General features: G+C 63.4%; 15 protein-coding genes. 9 read left to right on the top strand and 6 right to left on the bottom strand.

The features are described from left to right. Positions 1-13 precede the first annotated feature (13 nt). The 6 genes from ABID59_RS24890 to gyrB all read left to right on the top strand — a co-directional run bounded on the left by ABID59_RS24890 (position 14) and on the right by gyrB (position 8983). On the top strand, positions 14-838 hold the full coding sequence (locus tag ABID59_RS24890; protein WP_354085134.1) for a hypothetical protein: 825 nt from the start codon (positions 14-16) through the stop codon (positions 836-838). A 620-nt stretch (positions 839-1458) separates the two neighbouring features. Next, on the top strand, positions 1459-2799 hold the full coding sequence (gene dnaA, locus ABID59_RS24885; protein WP_502916830.1) for a chromosomal replication initiator protein DnaA: 1341 nt from the start codon (positions 1459-1461) through the stop codon (positions 2797-2799). 252 nt (positions 2800-3051) lie between these two features. Next, complete coding sequence (gene dnaN, locus ABID59_RS24880; RefSeq protein WP_354085132.1) at positions 3052-4170, top strand: DNA polymerase III subunit beta; 1119 nt, start codon at positions 3052-3054, stop codon at positions 4168-4170. Positions 4171-4269: 99 nt separating this feature from the next. Further along, positions 4270-5406, top strand: a complete 1137-nt coding sequence (recF, locus tag ABID59_RS24875) for a DNA replication/repair protein RecF (RefSeq protein ID WP_354085131.1) — start codon at positions 4270-4272, stop codon at positions 5404-5406. A gap of 118 nt (positions 5407-5524) precedes the next feature. Continuing rightward, positions 5525-6268, top strand: a complete 744-nt coding sequence (locus ABID59_RS24870; RefSeq protein WP_354085130.1) for a hypothetical protein — start codon at positions 5525-5527, stop codon at positions 6266-6268. 279 nt (positions 6269-6547) lie between these two features. Continuing rightward, the gene (gene gyrB, locus ABID59_RS24865; RefSeq protein WP_148750899.1) at positions 6548-8983 is read left to right on the top strand and encodes a DNA topoisomerase (ATP-hydrolyzing) subunit B; all 2436 of its coding nucleotides are present in this window, start codon (positions 6548-6550) and stop codon (positions 8981-8983) included. A 178-nt stretch (positions 8984-9161) separates the two neighbouring features. Here the strand turns inward: gyrB and ABID59_RS24860 are convergent, their stop codons facing one another. The 4 genes from ABID59_RS24860 to ABID59_RS24845 form a co-directional block, all read right to left on the bottom strand. Next, positions 9162-10067 (bottom strand): LysR family transcriptional regulator, encoded by a 906-nt coding sequence (locus ABID59_RS24860; protein ID WP_354031666.1) that lies wholly within the window; start codon positions 10065-10067, stop codon positions 9162-9164. 481 nt (positions 10068-10548) lie between these two features. Continuing rightward, entirely contained in the window at positions 10549-10683 is a 135-nt protein-coding gene (locus ABID59_RS24855) for a hypothetical protein (protein ID WP_354085129.1), read from the bottom strand. Positions 10684-10802: 119 nt separating this feature from the next. Beyond that, the gene (locus tag ABID59_RS24850) at positions 10803-12464 is read right to left on the bottom strand and encodes a pilus assembly protein TadG-related protein (RefSeq protein WP_354085128.1); all 1662 of its coding nucleotides are present in this window, start codon (positions 12462-12464) and stop codon (positions 10803-10805) included. A 1-nt stretch (position 12465) separates the two neighbouring features. Then, positions 12466-12876 carry a TadE/TadG family type IV pilus assembly protein gene (locus tag ABID59_RS24845; RefSeq protein ID WP_354085127.1) on the bottom strand — a complete coding sequence of 137 codons (411 nt, stop codon included), beginning with the start codon at positions 12874-12876 and terminating at the stop codon, positions 12466-12468. Positions 12877-13239: 363 nt separating this feature from the next. Between ABID59_RS24845 and murA the strand changes: the two genes are divergently transcribed. Together murA and ABID59_RS24835 are read left to right on the top strand one after the other, a co-directional pair. Further along, positions 13240-14535, top strand: coding sequence for a UDP-N-acetylglucosamine 1-carboxyvinyltransferase (gene murA, locus ABID59_RS24840; protein ID WP_354085126.1), 1296 nt, complete (start codon positions 13240-13242; stop codon positions 14533-14535). 222 nt (positions 14536-14757) lie between these two features. Further along, positions 14758-16149: an MATE family efflux transporter gene (locus ABID59_RS24835; protein ID WP_354085125.1), complete on the top strand. Its 1392-nt coding sequence runs from the start codon at positions 14758-14760 to the stop codon at positions 16147-16149. A gap of 133 nt (positions 16150-16282) precedes the next feature. On the opposite strand, the gene ABID59_RS24830 is transcribed toward ABID59_RS24835, so the two are convergent. Together ABID59_RS24830 and ABID59_RS24825 are read right to left on the bottom strand one after the other, a co-directional pair. After that, positions 16283-16687 (bottom strand): VOC family protein, encoded by a 405-nt coding sequence (locus ABID59_RS24830; protein WP_354085124.1) that lies wholly within the window; start codon positions 16685-16687, stop codon positions 16283-16285. Between the two features lie 59 nt (positions 16688-16746). Further along, positions 16747-17862 carry an FUSC family protein gene (locus ABID59_RS24825; RefSeq protein ID WP_354085123.1) on the bottom strand — a complete coding sequence of 372 codons (1116 nt, stop codon included), beginning with the start codon at positions 17860-17862 and terminating at the stop codon, positions 16747-16749. A 118-nt stretch (positions 17863-17980) separates the two neighbouring features. Between ABID59_RS24825 and ABID59_RS24820 the strand changes: the two genes are divergently transcribed. Beyond that, positions 17981-19351 carry an MmgE/PrpD family protein gene (locus tag ABID59_RS24820; RefSeq protein ID WP_354085122.1) on the top strand — a complete coding sequence of 457 codons (1371 nt, stop codon included), beginning with the start codon at positions 17981-17983 and terminating at the stop codon, positions 19349-19351. Positions 19352-19355: the final 4 nt, after the last annotated feature.

Below are 19355 nucleotides of genomic sequence, written 5' to 3'. Positions count from 1 at the left end.
TTGGATCGCAGGGATGGCTGGTGCGCGACGAGGGAAGGTTAAACGACTGGCCTACGGCCGGTTCAACGAGTTTATCCAAGCGCAGGAACCGGCCGTTGGTACCCTGCCGTTGATCCATATCTCGCGCGGGTACGTTTTTGACGCAATTGTCCGCGGGGATTTTCTAACCCCTCAGCTTTGTGAAATATTCCAAAAAAAGCTGACCTACACCTTTTACGGTCGCCCCGCCTATCGAGCAAAGGATGGCAACAATGCACGAATGGAGTTCGAATGGCCGATTATCTTTGTGTTAGACCCTACGAAGGTAGGAAGTCTTTACAGGATTTTTCCATTCGATACCGGCGCCTACGCTCTTGGTCTTTACAAGCCGTTTTTTGATCCCAGATCTGACATTCTGGATTTTGCGCTTGCTCCATCAATTGAAAGCGCACGCAAGCTGGTCGGCACGTGCTATTTAAGTCACGAGGAATACTACTGCGGCTATAGCCGAAAGAACATTGAGATTCCAATCCGGCAATTCGAAATACAAGGAGTGGCCGAATTAAGCCGCCTGCCGGGTGTACAGAACGGCGCTCTCGGAACACGTGTTCGGGACGAGCGCTCGTCAGCTATCGAAGTTCAGATCAACAAACCCATCTCGCTAAAGGAGTCGCTGCTGGCGATTGTGCTACCCGCTCCGTATATGGGAGATCCTCTAACCCAAGCGGCGCTTGCTAGGTGGGGCGTGACTGAAGTCCACGACTATTCCACCCTGCACAACATGGGCGGTGAGGCATGGATAGGACAAGTCTACCAAATCGTAGATCAGGTGCTAAAGCGGCTGGGATTTCTTAAATGACTCGGTCCAAAGACTTCCATCCAACTGAAGGATTGAGGAACACGAACGCTTCACGAGGGAAGCTTGTCGGATTTCGCCGAATGGCACCTCGTGCCCCGGCGACGGTATTGCCGGTTTTTGTAGATGCTGTCGATTCGAAGGCTTCTCAGTTGCTATACCAGCGCATAGACGACGCAGGTACCGTCAGCGAGTTTTTGGCCGATCCGAATCTGCGTGCGGAGCACCTGATTGAGAGATCCCAGGATATTGGACAAGAACTTAGCGTTAGCAGGGGTGATAACGCCATCCATGCTTACGAATTCGACACCACGAAAATAGTAGTAGATACCAAAAACAGCTTCAAGGAATCGTTGAAAGCTCTACTCTCCGAAAGAGATTTTTCAACTAGTCCGTTCGCCGCACTCGAACTGGCTCGTTTCCTTGAGGACTCAGAGCTTGAGCAGGACTATGCAACGCGCTGTACCCAAGATCTTCTGAAACAATCAACCCAACTTGCATTGTGCTGGGTCTCAGCCGCCCAACTTTCACCTAGGGCACGAAAATCGGCTTTGGCCGTAGCCGTTTCGGGAGCCTCTCGCCGCGTCGATAGCAAAGCAGAGAGAACTTATTTTGGTGACGCTTTGCCAACCCATATTTGGCCTAGCTTCCAGGGCCGACTTCGTGAATCAGTTGGAGATAAAGCTTTTAGGAGCTGGTTCAAAAGGATGGACCTTGAAGGGGTGCAGGACGAAAGCGTGCGGCTCTCGGTCCCGACCCGCTTCCTAAAGAGCTGGATCCAATCTCATTATGCGGAACGTGTTCTGTCCATCTGGCAAACAGAAATGCCGGAAGTGCATCGCATCGACCTTACTGTCCGGTCCGCGGTACGCCCAGTCGCGCGGAAGGAAGCGCGGGTCTCGGCCAATCATGATGCGCTCGGCGGCTCGCCGCTCGATCCGCGCCTGACCTTTGCGAGCTTCGTCGTCGGCCGCTCCAACACGCTGGCGCATGCCGCCGCGCGTCAGGTCGCCGAAGGTCGCCGCGGCGATCCCATAATGTTCAACCCGCTCTACATCCATGCCGGCGTTGGCCTCGGCAAGACGCATCTGCTGCAGGCGGTGACTTGGGCCGGCAATTCCGGCAACGAGCGCAAGGTGCTTTATCTCACCGCGGAAAAATTCATGTACGGCTTCGTCGCCGCGCTGAAGACGCAGACGGCGCTCGCCTTCAAGGAAGCGCTGCGCGGCATCGACGTGCTCGTCATCGACGATCTCCAGTTTCTTCAGGGCAAGTCGGCGCAGGCCGAGTTCAATCATACGCTGAACGCTCTGATCGATGCCGGCCGCCAGGTCGTGATCGCGGCCGACCGTCCGCCGTCCGATCTCGAAAGCCTGGATGACCGCGTCCGCTCGCGTCTGGCCGGCGGTCTCGTGGTCGAGATGGGCTCGCTCGGCGAAGAGCTGCGCCACGGCATTCTCAAGTCGCGCGTCGCAGCCGCCCGCACTCATCACGCGACCTTCGAGGTGCCTGAGGAGGTGCTGACCTATCTGGCGCGCGCCATCACCCATAACGGCTGGGATCTCGAAGGCGCGATCAACCGGCTCTTGGCGCATTCCAAGCTCAACAACCGTCCGGTGACGCTGGAGATGGCGGAGCACGAGGTGCGCGACCTGATCCGGCCGCAGGAGCCGAAGCGGATCAAGATCGAGGACATCCAGCGCGTGGTGGCGCGGCAGTATAATGTCAGCCGCTCCGACCTCTTGTCCTCGCGCCGGACCGCCAATGTGGTGCGTCCGCGCCAGGTGGCGATGTACCTCGCCAAGACGCTGACCCTGCGCTCGCTCCCCGAGATCGGCCGCCGCTTCGGCGGACGCGACCAAACCACGGTGCTGCACGCCGTGCGCAAGATCGAGGCACTGGTTTCCAAGGACAATGCGCTGTCCGAGGAGGTCGAGTCGCTCAAGCGCCAGCTTCAGGAATAAACGCCTAGGTACCCCTCTCTCCACCTCCCGCCGCCCCGGCCATGCCTGGGCGGCGGTCGCGTTTTTGCCTGTAAATCGTGGGGAACTGCCCCCCGATCCCTTGAATCCCGGGGCCATCCGCGCCACCTTGCGCGACCCTGATGGCTTTGGTCATATCGGCTGGATGATCCGGCTTTCCGGGGTCTTCGGTGCCGCGGCGCGCTTTCCTCCGCCCGGCTTTTTCCTTCTTTTGGGGATCGGGCGAGTAGTGCAATGAAGGTTACGGTCGAACGCGCGCAACTTCTGAAGTCGCTGGGCCATGTCCATCGCGTGGTCGAGCGCCGCAACACGATTCCGATCCTGGGCAACGTGCTGGTGCGCGCCGAGAACGCGAAATTGTCGCTGAAGGCAACCGACCTCGACCTCGAGGTCACGGAGACGCTGCCTGCGGAAACCGCCACGGCCGGCTCGACCACCGTGCCGGCGCACATGTTCTACGACATCGTGCGCAAGCTGCCGGATGGCTCGCAGATCGTGCTGGAAGCCGACGGCGACCGCGCGGTGCTGGCGATCCGCGCCGGCCGCTCGCGCTTCACGCTGCAGACCCTGCCGGAGAACGACTTCCCGGATCTCGCCACCGGCGAGCTGTCGCATTCGTTCTCGCTCGCCGCCAAGGACGTCAAGCGGCTGATCGACCGCACCCAGTTCGCGATCTCGACGGAAGAGACGCGCTATTACCTCAACGGCATCTATCTGCACGCCGCAAGCTCCGCGAACGCCGCGACCCTGCGCGGCGTTGCCACCGACGGCCACCGCCTCGCCCAGCTTGACCTGATCCAGCCCAAGGGCGCCGAGGGCATGCCCGGCGTGATCGTGCCGCGCAAGACCGTCGGCGAGGTGCAGCGCCTGATCGAGGACAACGAGGCCGAGGTCACGATCGAGCTGTCGCCCGCCAAGATCCGCTTCACCATCGGTAACGTGGTGCTGACCTCGAAGCTGATCGACGGCACCTTCCCCGATTACGGCCGCGTCATCCCGCAAGGCAACGACAAGGAGCTCGTCGTCGACAAGAAGGATTTCGAGAACGCGGTCGACCGCGTCTCGACCATCTCGAGCGAGCGCGGCCGCGCGGTGAAGCTGTCGCTGTCGCCGGGCAAGCTGGTGCTCTCGGTGACCAATCCGGATTCCGGCAGCGCCACCGAAGAGCTCGAGGTCGAGTACGCCTCCGACGCGCTCGATATCGGCTTCAACTCCCGCTATTTGCTCGACATCGCAGCCCAGATCGAAGGCGACGTCGCCACGCTCAAGCTCGCCGACCCGGGCTCGCCGACCCTGGTGCAGGACAAGGACGACAAGAGCGCGCTGTATGTGCTGATGCCGATGCGGGTGTGAGGGGCTACCAGCCTCTTCACGCATTGACTACATCCGTCATGGCCGGGCACAGCCGTCCGAAGGGCGGCGCCGCTGACGCGCGCCAATGACAAAGACCGCATGACCCCCTCCCGCATTCATCGCCTGACACTGACGCATTTTCGCAATTATCGGGCGGCGGGGCTCGAGACGGCGGCTGACATGGTGGCGCTGGTCGGGCCGAACGGGGCGGGCAAGACCAATTGCATCGAGGCGATCTCGTTCCTGTCGCCCGGACGCGGCTTGAGGCGCGCCACGCTGGAGGACGTCGCCGACAACCAGGGCGACGGCTCCTGGGCGGTGTCCGTGCAAGCCGAGGGCGCGCTGGGGCTGGCCACGCTCGGCACCGGCATTGACGCACCGCGACCCGACACCGCGGTCAGCCGGCGCTGCCGCATCGACCGCGAGCCGGTGAATTCGGCGGCCGCGTTCGGCGACCATATCCGGATGGTGTGGCTGACGCCGGCGATGGACGGGCTGTTCATGGGCGCTGCTTCCGAGCGGCGGCGCTTCTTCGACCGCCTGGTGCTCGCGATCGACAGCGAGCATTCCAGCCGCATCAACGCGCTCGAACGTTCGCTGCGCTCGCGCAACCGCCTGCTCGAGACGCGCAATTATGACGACCATTGGTGTGACGCGATCGAGCGGGAGACCGCCGAGCTTGCGGTCGCGGTCGCCGCAACGCGCGGCCAGACCGCGGCGCGGCTGACCGGCATGCTGAACGCGCGCGCACAGCAATCCGCGTTTCCGTCGGCGCAGATCGCGCTCGACGGCTGGATGGAGAACGCGCTGCTGACCGAGACCGCGACCTCGGTCGAGGACCGCTACCGCCAGATCCTGCGCGACAACCGCCCGCGCGATGCGATTGCCGGCCGCACCACCGACGGGCCGCACCTCACCGACCTCCAGGTCATCTACGCGCCGAAGAGCATGCCGGCGCGCGACGCCTCGACCGGCGAGCAGAAGGCGCTCCTGATCGGCCTCGTGCTGGCGCATGCAACGCTGGTCGCCGAGATGACCGGCATTGTGCCGCTGCTCCTGCTCGACGAGGTCGTCGCCCATCTCGATCCGAACCGCCGCGCCGCGCTGTTCGACGAGCTGCGCAAGCTCGGTGCGCAGGTGTGGCTGACCGGCGCCGACCCGGCCGCCTTTGCCGGAATCGGCGCCGGCAGCGAAGTCTTTGACGTCGAGAGCGGACACGTTTCCGCGCGGCGATAGCTGCGTCGTTGAACCCGAACATTTCCCGTCGCGACTAGCTCCCTGAGGCCGCACCGACGGTGTCGCAGCCGTTGCAATCGCGGCGATCTCACAGCGCGCGATGTCCTTGAGGGTGACCATGCGGACGGTAAGGCTCGGGGTGAAAGCTCCGGCACGATGGCGGGCGTTTGCGTGCGGCCTCGCCTTCCTCGCAAGCTGCCTGCTCGCGGCCACCGCCAGCGCCTGGATGCCGCATGTCTCAGTGCTGTTCTCGCCCGGGCTCACGCCGGATCCCGAGGCCAGGCTGCCCGCACCGACCCGTTACGGCTACCGGGGAATCCACACCACCGTCGTGCAGGGCGTTGCAACGCCGCTCCGCACCAAGTTAGAGGCGACCGTGCCCGCGGAGCTCGGCAACGTGCTCGCCTTCTACCGCAGCGAGCTCGGAAAGCTCGGCTGGCAGGAACAGCGCGATGGCGCGGTGGTCTCCGCCGATCACGTCCAGCTCGCCTTCGTCTCCCCGGTCGGGCCCGGCATGCTGGCGCTCGACCGCAAGGACAGCAGCACCATGGTCAATCTCGTGCAGAAAAACGCATCTGTCGCGACCAGCGCGAACGTCATGCCCGAGCCCGGCCAGGCGAAGCTGGTGTTCTCCAATATCAGCGGGACGGACGCCGAACTCACGATCAACGACCAGACCGTCAAGCGCGCCGCCGGCACCCGTGCGGTGTCGCTGGATCTGCCACCCGGCAAATACTCCTACGAACTGGGCGCGCCCGGCCATCCCGCCACCACGCACGTCCTTGACCTTGCCGCTGGCGATACCTGGGAGCTCACGATCGGGCGTGACGGCGAGGCATGGTCACCGCTCCTGCTGTATTGATCCCAGCATGATCATGATCGGGAGCGCCTCGGAACCAGCTCTCGCTCCCCCCGCAAAATCCACGTCTTTCGGGCTCCGAAAACACCCCTCGAATCGGGCTTTTCGCGAGCCCCCAAATCGGCCTTCGCGCGCCTTGAAAACCGGCCCAAAAATCCTATCTCATCAAAGGGTTGCCACAGGATACTTTGCGCTAGGCGCAATTGGTCTTTCATGGCACAAATAGCCTGCAAATCAGCGCCTTTTGCGCGGCTGATTCGGGCGACATCTCGAAGGCCTCTCATGACAGAACCTGCTCGGCAGACGCCTGCCGAAAACGAGCTCTCAAATCCAAGCGATTACGGGGCGGAATCGATCCGCGTGCTCAAGGGGCTCGACGCCGTCCGCAAGCGCCCCGGCATGTATATCGGCGACACCGATGACGGCTCGGGCCTGCACCACATGGTGTACGAGGTCGTCGACAACGCGATCGACGAAGCGTTGGCGGGCCACGCCTCGCGCGTCGACGTCGTGCTCAATGCCGACAATTCCGTCACCGTGCGCGACGACGGCCGCGGCATTCCCGTAGACATCCACAAGGGCGAAGGCATCTCCGCGGCCGAGGTCATCATGACCCAGCTGCACGCCGGCGGAAAATTCGACCAGAACTCCTACAAGGTCTCCGGCGGCCTGCATGGCGTCGGCGTCTCCGTCGTCAACGCGCTGTCGAGCAAGCTCGGCTTGCGCATCTGGCGCGACAACAAGGAGCACTACATCGAGTTCGCCCATGGCGACGCGGTGGCACCGCTGGCCGTCGTCGGCGATGCGCCCGGCAAGCGCGGCACCGAGGTGACGTTCCAGGCCTCCCCCAACACCTTCAAAAACATCGAGTATGATTTCGCCACGCTCGAGCACCGGTTGCGCGAGCTCGCCTTCCTCAATTCCGGCGTCAACATCGCACTTTCCGACATGCGTCACGCGGTCGAGAAGCGTGAGGAGATGCACTATTCCGGCGGCGTCGAGGAATTCGTCAAATATCTCGACCGCAACAAGAAGGCGATCGTGCCGGCACCGATCATGGTGCGCGCGGAGGCCAACGGCATCGGCGTCGAGGCCGCATTGTGGTGGAACGACAGCTACCATGAGAACGTGCTGTGCTTCACCAACAACATCCCGCAGCGTGACGGCGGCACCCATCTCGCCGGCTTCCGCGGCGCACTGACGCGCCAGGTCAACGGCTATGCTGAGGCCAATGCGAAGAAGGAAAAGATCGCGCTGACCGGCGACGATTGCCGTGAAGGCCTCACCGCCGTGCTGTCGGTGAAGGTGCCGGACCCGAAGTTTTCGTCGCAGACCAAGGATAAGCTGGTGTCCTCGGAAGTGCGTCCCGTGGTCGAGAACGTGCTCAACGAGGCGCTCCAGGCCTGGTTCGAGGAGCATCCGTCTGAAGCCAAGATGATCGTCGGCAAGGTGATCCAGGCCGCCGCCGCCCGCGAAGCCGCGCGAAAAGCGCGCGAGCTGACCCGCAAGAGCCCGCTCTCGGTCTCCTCGCTGCCCGGCAAGCTCGCCGACTGCCAGGAAAAGGATCCGGCGAAATCCGAGCTCTTCATCGTCGAGGGCGACTCGGCAGGCGGCAGCGCCAAGCAGGGCCGCAACCGCGAATTCCAGGCGGTGCTGCCGCTGCGCGGCAAGATCCTCAACGTGGAACGCGTGCGTCCCGACAAGATGCTGCACAGCGAGCAGATCGGCACGCTGATCACCGCGCTCGGCACCGGCATCAGCGACGAGTTCTCGATCGAGAAGCTGCGCTATCACAAGATCATCGTGATGACGGACGCCGACGTCGACGGCGCCCACATCCGCACCCTGCTGCTGACCTTCTTCTACCGGCAGATGCGCGACATCATCGACGGCGGTTACCTCTATATCGCCCAGCCGCCGCTCTATAAGGTTAGCCGCGGCAAATCCGAGCAATATCTGAAGGACGAGCGGGCGCTCGAAGATTATCTGATCGACACCGGCCTCGACGACTGCGTGTTCATTCCCGGCGTCGGCGGCGACCGCACCGGCCGCGACCTGCGTTCGCTGGTCGACGATGCCCGGACTGTCCGCAGCGTCCTCCGCAATTTGCACAGCCGCTACAATCGCAAGGTGATCGAGCAGGCCGCGATTACCGGCGTGCTGAACAAGGCGATCTACGGCGATCCCGAGAAGGCTGCCGCAGCCGCGCAATACATCGCCGGCCGCCTGGACAATCAGTCCGAGGAGGTCGAGCGCGGCTGGCTCGGCCAGTACGTCGAAGGTCAGGGTTTCCAGTTCGAGCGCACGGTGCGCGGCGTCAGGGAAGCCGCCGTCATCGACGACGCCTTCCTGGGCTCGGTCGAAGCCCGCAAGCTCGACGAATACACCGTGAAGCTTCAGGACGTTTATGCCCGCCCCGGCAAGCTGCGGCGCAAGGACGTCGAGCACATGGTCTACGGCCCGGTCGACCTGTTCGAGGCGGTCACCGACGCCGGCCGCAAGGGCGTCACGCTGCAGCGCTACAAAGGGCTGGGCGAGATGAACCCGGAGCAGCTCTGGGAAACAACGCTGGATATCAATGCGCGCTCGCTGCTGCAGGTGAAGGTCAAGGAGGTCGACGAGGCCGACGACATCTTCACCAAGCTGATGGGCGACGTGGTCGAACCGCGCCGCGATTTCATCCAGGAACATTCGCTGAGCGCGACGATCGATATCTAGGACCGGTTGCGCGCTTGGGAAGCCTGCCGCTCACGACTGCAACAGAACATGGTCCACAGTGTCCGTGCGCCCGATCTTCGAGACGCCGGCCTTGGCTCTTCGGGATGAGATCACGTTTTGCGGCGACATGCTGGACAGTCTCGGCTGCCGTGCCGGAGTTGAACGGCCCATCAGCACCCTATTTCAGCCCGAGGGGTACCGATATCGGCGGGTTCGCAAACGTCGTTGAAAGACTGCGCAGGAGCTCCGTGGCATCGTTCCGCTCAAGTCCCGCTCGCGAGCAAACATAGGCGTTGAGGGCCGGTAATGGCGGCAAATAATACTCTTTCGCCTCTACCAGATCGCCAGGCGCGATCGATAAAGGAACGGCTCCCAGCCCTATCCCGGCTCTCACTGCCGTCATGCGCGCCTGATAATCCGGACTATAAAATACAATCCGATACGAGAGCCCTGCCTTTACGAGCGGACGGATCATGTAGTCGTCTTCAGGGAGGGTCACCAACGGGATTGGGTCGCCCGGTCTGATGACAAAGCCATTTGCACGAATCCAGACCAGCGGCACGCTGAACTGGTGGACAATCGTGTCCCTGAATTCGTGGTCCGAGTCCGGCGCAAAAACGCAGGCGATGTCAATGTAACCTTCCAAAAGGCCTTTCCTGATCGCGCTCGAATGATCAGCATGGACGAATATATTGGATAGCGCATCCGGAGGCCTGTCGTGCATGAAGCGTTCAACGAACGCGGTGCTAAGGCCGAGCCGCAGCGCAGTCGGCCCACCTTCCTTGCCCCCGAGTTGCAGCACCTGGTCGTTGGCATCCAGAATCTTACGAGCTTGAATCAAGACTAGCTTGCCCAGCTCCGTCGGCGTTGCGCCACTCGAGCTCTTCTGGAAAACTGCACCTCCGATCAGATTCTGCAAACGCTTTACCTGAGAGCTGACAGCCGGTTGCGAGAGCCCAAGACGCTCGCCAGCCTTGCTCAGGCTGCCAAGCTCTGTGATTGCGACAACCGTGCGCATAATCTCAATCGGGATAATGGTACCGTTCTTGCTTGACATTCTCCCCACCAGCGTGCGCTTGATCATCGCCAAGGGACTGATCGACTAAACAGCGGTCCTGGTTGATTACGATCAAGGGAAAATCTTTTTCGCGGACAAAGCGCCGGCGTCGGACACGACAGCGCATAGCTCGTCCAATCCGTCATTATCCCATGCTGCGACACATGCGCCGACGCGCAAAATGCATATCAAAGCAGCCGTCGGTAACCGCTTTGAGCTTTATGAGCTCGCGCGTCAGGAGCGCAACCGAGCCAAACGCGATCTGCCCAATGGTTGAATACGTTGCAAACGTCGGTTTAGAAACATCGCAAGCTTCCTTGCGCGCTCTATCCTAAGTTTCAATCTTGAGCTTGGCAAGTTCCCGCCGATCCAATTCGAGACTGCTACCCTGTCGTACCCCCGTTCAAACAGTGTCTCCCGTGCAGCGCAGACGCTTGGCTTTGCTCGAACTCCCGTCGGCTGATCTTACCTGGTTCACTCACACAAGTTGCCGCCGGATTGCGAACCCTCACGCCAGTTCCGCCGCAGCGCGCTGCATGCTCGAGGCAATGTCGTTGGTGGCCGCGCTCTGTTCCTCGACCACCGCGGTGGTATTCGCGACATACTCACTGACGTGTCCGATGGCAGATCGGATCGCTGTCATCGCGGTCGCAACGTCACCGGAGACGACATTGAGAGATTCGATTGAGCTTCCGCTAGAATCCGGCGCACCTATGCGCCTGATCCGGTTCAGCAGGTTACGCACAGTCCAGCGGCTCACGTCTAATTGACGAGCACTGCGCCGTCACAGCGGACGCCCGTGACCCAGACGTCGGCCTGGCCGACTCGCACACCAAGCGTTGACAGGGTCGAGGCGATGAGCTGATCGATCGACGTAGTCGCCCCCGACAGGATCCCGGCCACCGTCGACGTCAAACCCGGGATCGGAAGGCCTGCGCCGTTGATGCTGAGCGACAGGTCGCCCAACAGGCTCGACGTCAAGGACGACGCAAAGTTCTGGGTCGAGACCGTCTTCGCCAGCTGAGACTGGATGTCGACATAAGTGAAGGTCACCGGCGTCGCCGACGTATTCCCCATCGCCGCGTGCGCACGGCCGGATACGTTCAGCCCGCCTACGCCAACCAGCACGGCTGGCGGAGGATTGGGCTTGCTGGTGAAGTTCGTCATGTCAGCCATGGAAACATTGCCGATCCAGGCATCGACAATGCCGGGCGTCACGCCGAGATTGACCGTCGAATTGCTGACGTCCGGATGGCTGCAGGAGATGGCATCGAGCGTTGCCGTTCCCTGGGCGATCTCGATGTAAATCGGAAGATTGAGAGCGGGGACGAGACCACTTCCTCCGACCTGGACCGTGAGCAGGATTCTGGTTTGAGCAGTATGCACGCTCGCGCCCTGTGTCCCAAGCGTGACCCATCCCGATCCGACCGGTCTCTCCCCGATCGTCACAACCAGGCTTGCGTTCAAGACGCCGGGAAGCCCTAGATTGACTGACGTTGCGATTTGATGAGTACCGTTGGCCACTTCGGCAATCGCCGAGACGAGGCTGTAGACCGAGAGGCTGACGCCGACTTTGGGTTTCTGGCCCACCGTGAGGCCGTTATATGGCCCCAGGTCAATCAGTGAGGCGAGGCTGAGCTTGTTCGAGAGGCTCGATACCGCTTGCGAAATAGTCGACAGGGCAATTGTCGCCGAGCTTGCGCCGTTGGCGGCCTGTTGCGCAGCAAGCGCCGCTGCGATGGCATCGGACATCTTGACGTTGCCCGTCAAAAGGCTGTCGTAGGTCACCCCCGTCAGGTTCACGCGTGTCGCAAGGGCCGTCAGGAAATCGAAGGCATCGATCTTGGCATTGATCAGCGACTGATAATCCATCGCAGATAGCGAGAGGCTGGTGCCGAGCATGCCGCCAAGAATGGCGTTCAAGAGGCCGCCATTGATCGACGCCAGCCGCGAGCCGATTGCGAATGACGCGAGAGCGGTGCTGGACGCCGTCGCCGTCGTATTGATCGTGAAGTTGCTGCTGCCGGTAAAGTAGCGCGCGAAATAAAGCGGCGTCTGAGTTTTCAGGGTGACCCGCGCAGCGTTCGCCGCGCCGGTCGCTGGCGTTACAAAGCGGGCCTGTGGCGTCACCGCCGAATTCGGCGTGTAGGTGCCGAGGTTCACCGCGACAAGCGAATTGGCAGGAAAATTGTTCTTCACGACGGTTGCGGCCGCCGCATTATAGGCATTGGTGAGATTGCTCGCCGCGACGACCGCGGCAAGATCGGCCGCGCTCTGCGCCTTTCGCCTGTCGGCGAAGATCGCGCCGACGTCGACGGCAAGGGCGGTGCAGCCGATGACCAGCGTCATCAAACCCGCGCCCATGATCGTGAAGTTGCCCGAAATGTCGGCACGAAAGCGATCAATGAGCGATTTGTGCCGCATCTCAAAAGCCTCCGTATGGGATCACTGCCGACCGGGTGATCGGAAATGGCAGGCGTGGCGTGAATGGAAGCGCAAATATGAAGTCGGAAGACGCGTCGTACTGCACCGTTACGATGTAGATATTTGCGTCCGCGCCCGATGGCGCTGCAGTCACGCTGACCTTTGTTGCGTCCAGCAGAGGATAACTTCCAAGGTTCGTCGTGACGTAGGAAGTGGCGAGGCTGTTGCGCTCGCTGTCATTCAAGCCGGCGATCGATGTTCGTGCCGCCTCGGCTGCGAGTTGCTGAACACCGTGGACCATCGTGAGATAGGATCCGAATACCACGATACCGAAGATGATCGTCAGGAACACCGGAAGCAGCATTGCGAATTCGACCGCCGATGCACCACTCTCATTTCGCATGAAACGCATTAGAGGAGCCCCTGCTGTACGAACTTCTCCGTAGCTTGCCCGATGCCTGTCTTACAAAGCGTATAGGTGACGCAAGCTTAGGTTGAGGGGTTCATAAATGTTGATGGTGCCATAAGATTCAGCTCGTGACCGGCCCCTGACCCGATCGCGGTCAACTATGCCGGGCGAGGCTCATCGTTCTATTTTGCCCTCTCGGGGCGCCATCGGATCCAATCCGTTCTCCTGCTGGGCGCAACATCCGGTCGATTTCCGCAACAAATGAGCCGCAGACGGCGGGGCACAAAATTGATATTGGCGGCAATTCCCTATAGTTTCCGCCATGATAGCGGCCCAGCCCAACTGAAACAGGAAGCGAGAACCCAAGTGGCGCCCATCCAATATATCGTCGAGGGCGGTCACCGGCTCTCGGGCTCGATCGAGCCGGCCGGCAACAAGAATTCGGCGCTGCCGATCATCGCGGCCGCACTGCTCACCGAGCATCCGGTGACGCTGGAGAACGTGCCGCGGATCCGCGACACCGAGACCCTGGTCGAGCTGGTCCGCTCGGTCGGCGCGGCCGCAGAATGGACCGCCCGCAACACGCTTCACATCCACGCCAAGAGCATCCGCGCCGCCGATCTCGATCCCGAGCTCTGCGTCCGCATCCGCGCCTCGATCCTGCTCGCAGGCCCCCTGCTCGCCCGCTGTGGCGAGGTGATGCTGCCGCCGCCCGGCGGCGACATCATCGGCCGGCGCCGGCTCGACACCCATATGCTCGCGTTGGAGCAACTCGGCGCCAAGGTCACCGCGACCGACCGGCTGGAATTCCGCGCGCCAAAGCTCACCGGCGCCGACGTGTTCCTGGACGAGCCGAGCGTCACCGCGACCGAGAATGCGCTGGTTGCCGCAGTCGCGGCTGACGGCGTCACCCATTTGCGCAACGCCGCCTCCGAGCCGCATGTGCAGGACCTCGCCAACTTCCTGGTCGCGCTGGGAGCGAAGATCGAGGGCATCGGCACCAACACCATGATCGTTCATGGCCCGGCGACGCTGGGGGAAGCGACCTACAGGATCCAGCCCGACCATATCGAGGTCGGCTCGCTGATCGGTCTCGCCGCCGTGACGCGCTCGCCCCTGCGAATTGTCCGTGCCGGCGTCGAGCATCTGCGCTCGATCCGCATGGGTTTCGAGCGGCTCGGCATCGTCTGCCGCATCGAGGGCGACGACCTCATCGTGCCGTCGAACCAGACGCTGAAGATCCAGGACGATTTCGGCGGCCACGTGCCGAAGCTGGAGGACCAGCCCTGGCCGGCCTTCCCGGCCGATCTGATGTCGATCGCGATCGTCACCGCCACGCAGTGCGAAGGCGTGATCCTGATGTTCGAGAAGATGTTCGAGTCGCGGATGTTCTTCGTCGACAAGCTGATCGGGATGGGCGCGCGTATCGTGCTATGCGATCCGCATCGCGCCATCATTGCGGGGCCGAGCCGGCTGCACGGCGCGACGCTGAGCTCGCCCGACATCCGCGCCGGCATGGCGATGCTGCTCGCCGCCGTCTGTGCCGAGGGCACCTCCACCATCAACAACGCCGACCAGATCGAGCGCGGCTATGAGCGCATCGACGAACGGCTGAACGCGCTGGGCGCGAAGATCCGGCGCGTGCCCGAGCGGATGGGGTGAGGCTCTTTCCTGCCCTTGCGGGAGCACCCTCCCCGACGACAGTATCGTAGGGTGGGCAAAGCGAAGCGTGCCCACGATCTCTCTCGAAAATCTGTGATGGATGGTGGGCACGGCGCTGGTGCGCCTTTGCCCACCCTACGATACCGAGCTAGCGGATCGAGCCTCTCACCGTGTTGCTCTCGGGGCCATGTTTTCGACGTGCGGCCGTGCTATTGAGCCGCCATGCTCGACACCGTCCAACCACAACAGCCGCCGCAAGCCGGCGCGCAAAGCCATCTCGCGCAGGAGTTCGTCGAGACGTTGCGGCTGGCCGTGCCGATGATGCTGACGCAGCTCGGGCAGATCGCGATGATCACCAGCGATCTCGCGCTGATCGGGAGGCTCGGTGAGGATGCAGTCGCCGCTGCGGCACTTGCGCACACCGTCTATTTCGTCAGCTTCACCTTCGGGCTGGGATTGATGGCCGCGGTGTCGCCGCTGGCCGCGCAGGCGTTCGGCGCCGGCGACGTCAGGCGCATCCGCCTGTCCTTGCGCGTCGGCCTCTGGGTCGCGCTGCTGATCTCGCTGCCGATGATGGCCTCGCCGCTCTATGGCGAGCGCATCCTGATTGCGCTCGGACAGGCGCCGCATTCGGCGAACCTCGCCCAGCGCTATCTGAATGGCCTTGCCTGGGGCATCGCGCCGGCACTCGGCTTCATCGCGCTGCGCAGCATGATGAGCGCGGTGAACCGGCCGCAAGCGCCGCTGTGGATCACGCTCGCGGCGATCCCCGCGAATTTCGCGCTGGTCTACTGCCTGATCCATGGCCTGTTCGGCCTGCCCGAGCTCGGCCTGTTCGGGGCGGGACTGGCGACGACGCTCGTCAATCTCGGCACCTTCATTGCGGCGCTCGCCATCGCGGCGTGGCGCAAGCCGTTCGCCGACTATCATCCGCTGGCCCATCTGTGGCGGATCGACTGGCCCTTGATGCGTCAGCTCGTCGCGATCGGCGCGCCGATCTCGTTATCCCTCCTGCTGGAATACGGCCTGTTCTCTTCGGCCGCGCTCTTGATGGGGCTGATCTCGACCACTGCGCTGGCCGCGCACCAGATCGCGCTCCAGGTCACGGCCGTGCTGTTCATGGTCCCGCTCGGCATCGGCATGGCCGCGACGGTGCGGGTCGGTCATGCCTATGGCCGTAACGAGCCGGCCGGCGTCCGACGCGCGGGCCTCGTCGCAGCCGTGCTCGGGATCACGTTCGTCGCAGGCCTGACCGTTGCCATCATCCTCGGCCGCTATGAGCTGGGGCGGCTGTTCCTCGGCAGCAGCGAGGCCAGCGCGCCGACTGTCGAGCTGACCGCAACACTTTTGCTGGTCGGCGCAACCTTCTTCATCGCCGATGCGCTGCAGACCATCATGGGCGGTGCGCTGCGCGGCATCAACGACACAAGGATGACATTGGTGTTCGCGGCGATCGGCTATTGGTGCGTCGGCTTCCCGATTGCCTGGGCGCTGGCCTTCCACGCCGGCCTCGGTGCGGTCGGCGTCTGGATCGGACTGTCGATCGGATCGTTCGTCTATGCCGGCCTCTTGATCTTGCGATTCCGCATGCTGACGCGCAAGCTCGCGGGATGATCAGACCCGTTCGCGAAGTCGCCCCGAATGTCGATGCCGGCAAGGGAGGATTTTGGAGCCGGAGCGATGACGCCGTCGGTCGAGCTGTTCTGCTCCTTGGCGGTCCCTTCAGCTGTCTCGACACAGCCGCTTGTCAAGTTCGCACCGGCTGCCCGATCCCCAGCAAGTTACCTTCGCTATCGCGGAACCAGACGCCCCGCTCCCCAACCCCCTTGCTGGGATAATTCCCGGCAATCTCTGCAATTCCATTGACGGTCTTCAAGCCGGGCAGGTCGTACTCCTCGAACTCGACTCCCCGCGCGCGAAGCTCGCGCACCGTTGCCTCGATATCCTCGACTTCCCATCCCATCTGCGTGTGCGTGCCGGATTGTGTTCCGGCCGAGACGAACAGCGCAAACTCGCTCCCCGCGCAGACATAGCGAAGCCCGCCCGCACGTTCTTCAACCGGCTCAAGCCCGAGCTTCTCGGAGTAGAACGCCCGCGCGCGGTTCAGGTCCTTGGCCGGCAGCCGGGTTGCCACCTTCGCGTTCCCTAACATGCTCTCTCCTTCCTTCATTACGCGTTGCCGTCAAAAGCCGACGTTTGCGGGTTCACGCCCTATTCCGCTACGCGCCCGGGCTTGTCATCCGCGGCCTCCGACCATTCGCCGACGACGCGGTCGAGATCGCAGAGATTCTGGTGCATCTGCTCCAGCGAGAAGCCGAGCGCGAAGAAGCGCTCCGCGGTGTCGCTCGCGTGGCCGCGGATCAACCCGTCCTGGCGCACGGCCGCGACGGCTTCCGAATAGTGCTGAAGTGCGATGTGCACGGGATGGATCGGCGGCGCGCCGGCGCCCTCGCGCAAGGCTTCGGCCGCGGATTTGAGGAAGCGCAGGAACGCCGCGCTGACTTCCGCCAGCGGTCCGGCGAGCCTGACCTGCACCTCGACCGGCAGCGGCACCACGGTGGCGCGGCCGATCATCACCACGTCGTGGCGCAGCCGCAGAATCGTGCGCAGCAGCGGGCCGGTGTCGGGACCGCTCGACAGCCGCGCCGAACGCTCGCGCTCAGCCTCCGCACCGATCGCATTCATGCCGACCATGGCGGTGCCGATGCCGTCCTGGATCCGGTGCAGCGCGTCGTTGTCGCGGCCGCGGGTGAGGCCGGCGAGCAGCTCCGCGAAAGCCTCCGCGATCAACTCGAGCAGCTTTGCTGCACTGGCGCGGATCTGCCGCACCGCGCGCGACGGCAGCAGCAGGAACGAGACCAGCAGCCCGGTGATGGCGCCGACCGAAACCTCGCTGACGCGGTCGATCGCCGACGCCAGCGGATCGGCATGATGCATGGTCGGGACCAGCAGCACGATCACCGCGGTCACGGTGGCGGTGCTCAGGGTCGGATAGATCGACGCGATGAAGGCCAGCGGCGCGACCGCCAGCACCAGCAGCCCCAGCAGGCCGGCTTCGCTGGAATAGGGGATCGTGATCGCGATGGCGCCGCCATAGATGGCGCCGCCGATGGTGCCGAGCATGTAGTCGCGCGTCGCCTTCAGCGAACGGCCGACGCTCATCTGGGTCACGATCAGCGAGGTCAGCACCGCCCAGAGCGGCAGCAACAGATGCAGCGCGGTCGCGATCGCATAGGCGGCGGTCGCCGCCACCGTGACCCGGAGCGCCAGCCCCAATTGCGTCCGCCGCGACCGGATGCGGTCGAACAGCTCCTTTGCGCCTGCCATCGTCGAATGTCCCGATCCTCGTTGACCAGCCAGAAGCATAGCTGATGCCCGCGGCTCCAAGGCCGCTTGAAAGGCAAAATCAGCCCGCCTAATTTGCCGGCCAAAACGAGGAAACACGATGGCTCACGAAACCGCAACGCTCGCCGCCTACGTCGCCGACCTGAAATTCGCGGATATTCCGGCGGAGGTGCTGGATCGCGCCAAGGTGCTGACGCTGGATTTCCTCGGCAGCGCCATCCGGGCGCGGAGCGAGGCGGAATCGACCCCATCGATCTTGAAGATGCTGGAAGCGCTCGCGCTCGACACCAAGGGCTCTTCCACCGTGTTCGGCGACAGCAAGACCTGGACACCGGCGGTGGCGGCCCTGCTCAACGGGGCGCTCGGCCATTCCCTCGATTTCGACGACACGCATGCGGATTCCTCGCTGCATCCGAGCGCGCCGGTGGTTCCGGCCGCCTTCGCCGTCGGCGAGATGGTCGGCGCGTCGGGCCGCGACGTGCTGACGGCGATCGTGGCGGGCTATGAGGTCTGCTGCCGGCTCGGCAATGCGCTCGACCCGACCTCGCATTATGCGCGCGGCTTCCATCCGACCGCGACCGCCGGCACCTACGGCGCGGCCGCGGCGGCGGCAAAACTGTTCGGGCTCACCGAGACGCAGATCATCGCCGCCTTCGGTGTCGCCGGCAGCCAGGCAGCGGGCTCGCTGCAATTCCTGATGAATGGCGCCTGGAACAAGCGCTACCAGGTCGGCGCCGCCGCGATGAACGGCGTGATCGCCGCGACGCTGGCGCGCAACGATTTCGTCGGCGCGACGGAATCGATCGAAGGCAAGCACGGCCTGCTCGCCGGCTACACCGACGATGCGCATCCCGACAAGGCGGTGGCCGGGCTCGGCAAGACCTACGAGACCATGAAGATCGGCGTCAAGCCGTATCCGAGCTGCCGCTACACCCATGCGGCGATCGACGCGCTGATCGCGATGCGGCGCGAGCACAATCTGACGCCCGACCAGGTCAAGCGCGTCGAGATCGGCTTGCACCGCAACGGCATCACCCTGACCGGCGATGCCGCGACCAAACGGCACCCCACCTCGATCGTCGGCGGCCAGTTCTCGATGTTCTTCACCGGCGCGCTCGCGCTCGACCAGGGCTCGTTCGGCTGGGACGATTACAGCCGTCTCGGCGACGCCGCGATCGACGCGCTCGCCGACAAGTTCGACGTGGTGCAGGACGACCGGCTCGAGGTCGGCCGCACCCATCCCTTTGGCGCCCGCGTCAGCATCACCACCGATGACGGCGTGCACGAGCGCCTCTACGCCGATCCTTCCGGAGAGCCGACATCGTTCCCGGATGCGCAGGCGATGCAGCAAAAATTCCTGACGCTGGCGCGGCCCGTGCTGAATGCGCGGGCCGACAAATTCGCCGATGCGATCATGACGCTGGAGCGGTTCGACCGCGTGGCAAAGGCGACGGAGCTGGGGCGGCAGTAGCCGC

Origin of the sequence: Bradyrhizobium sp. S3.3.6, assembly GCF_040546905.1 — a bacterium.
Taxonomy (GTDB): Bacteria; Pseudomonadota; Alphaproteobacteria; order Rhizobiales; family Xanthobacteraceae; genus Bradyrhizobium; species Bradyrhizobium cytisi.
The sequence above is the reverse complement of the archived record's forward strand: the minus strand, read 5'-3'. Positions and strand labels throughout refer to the sequence as shown.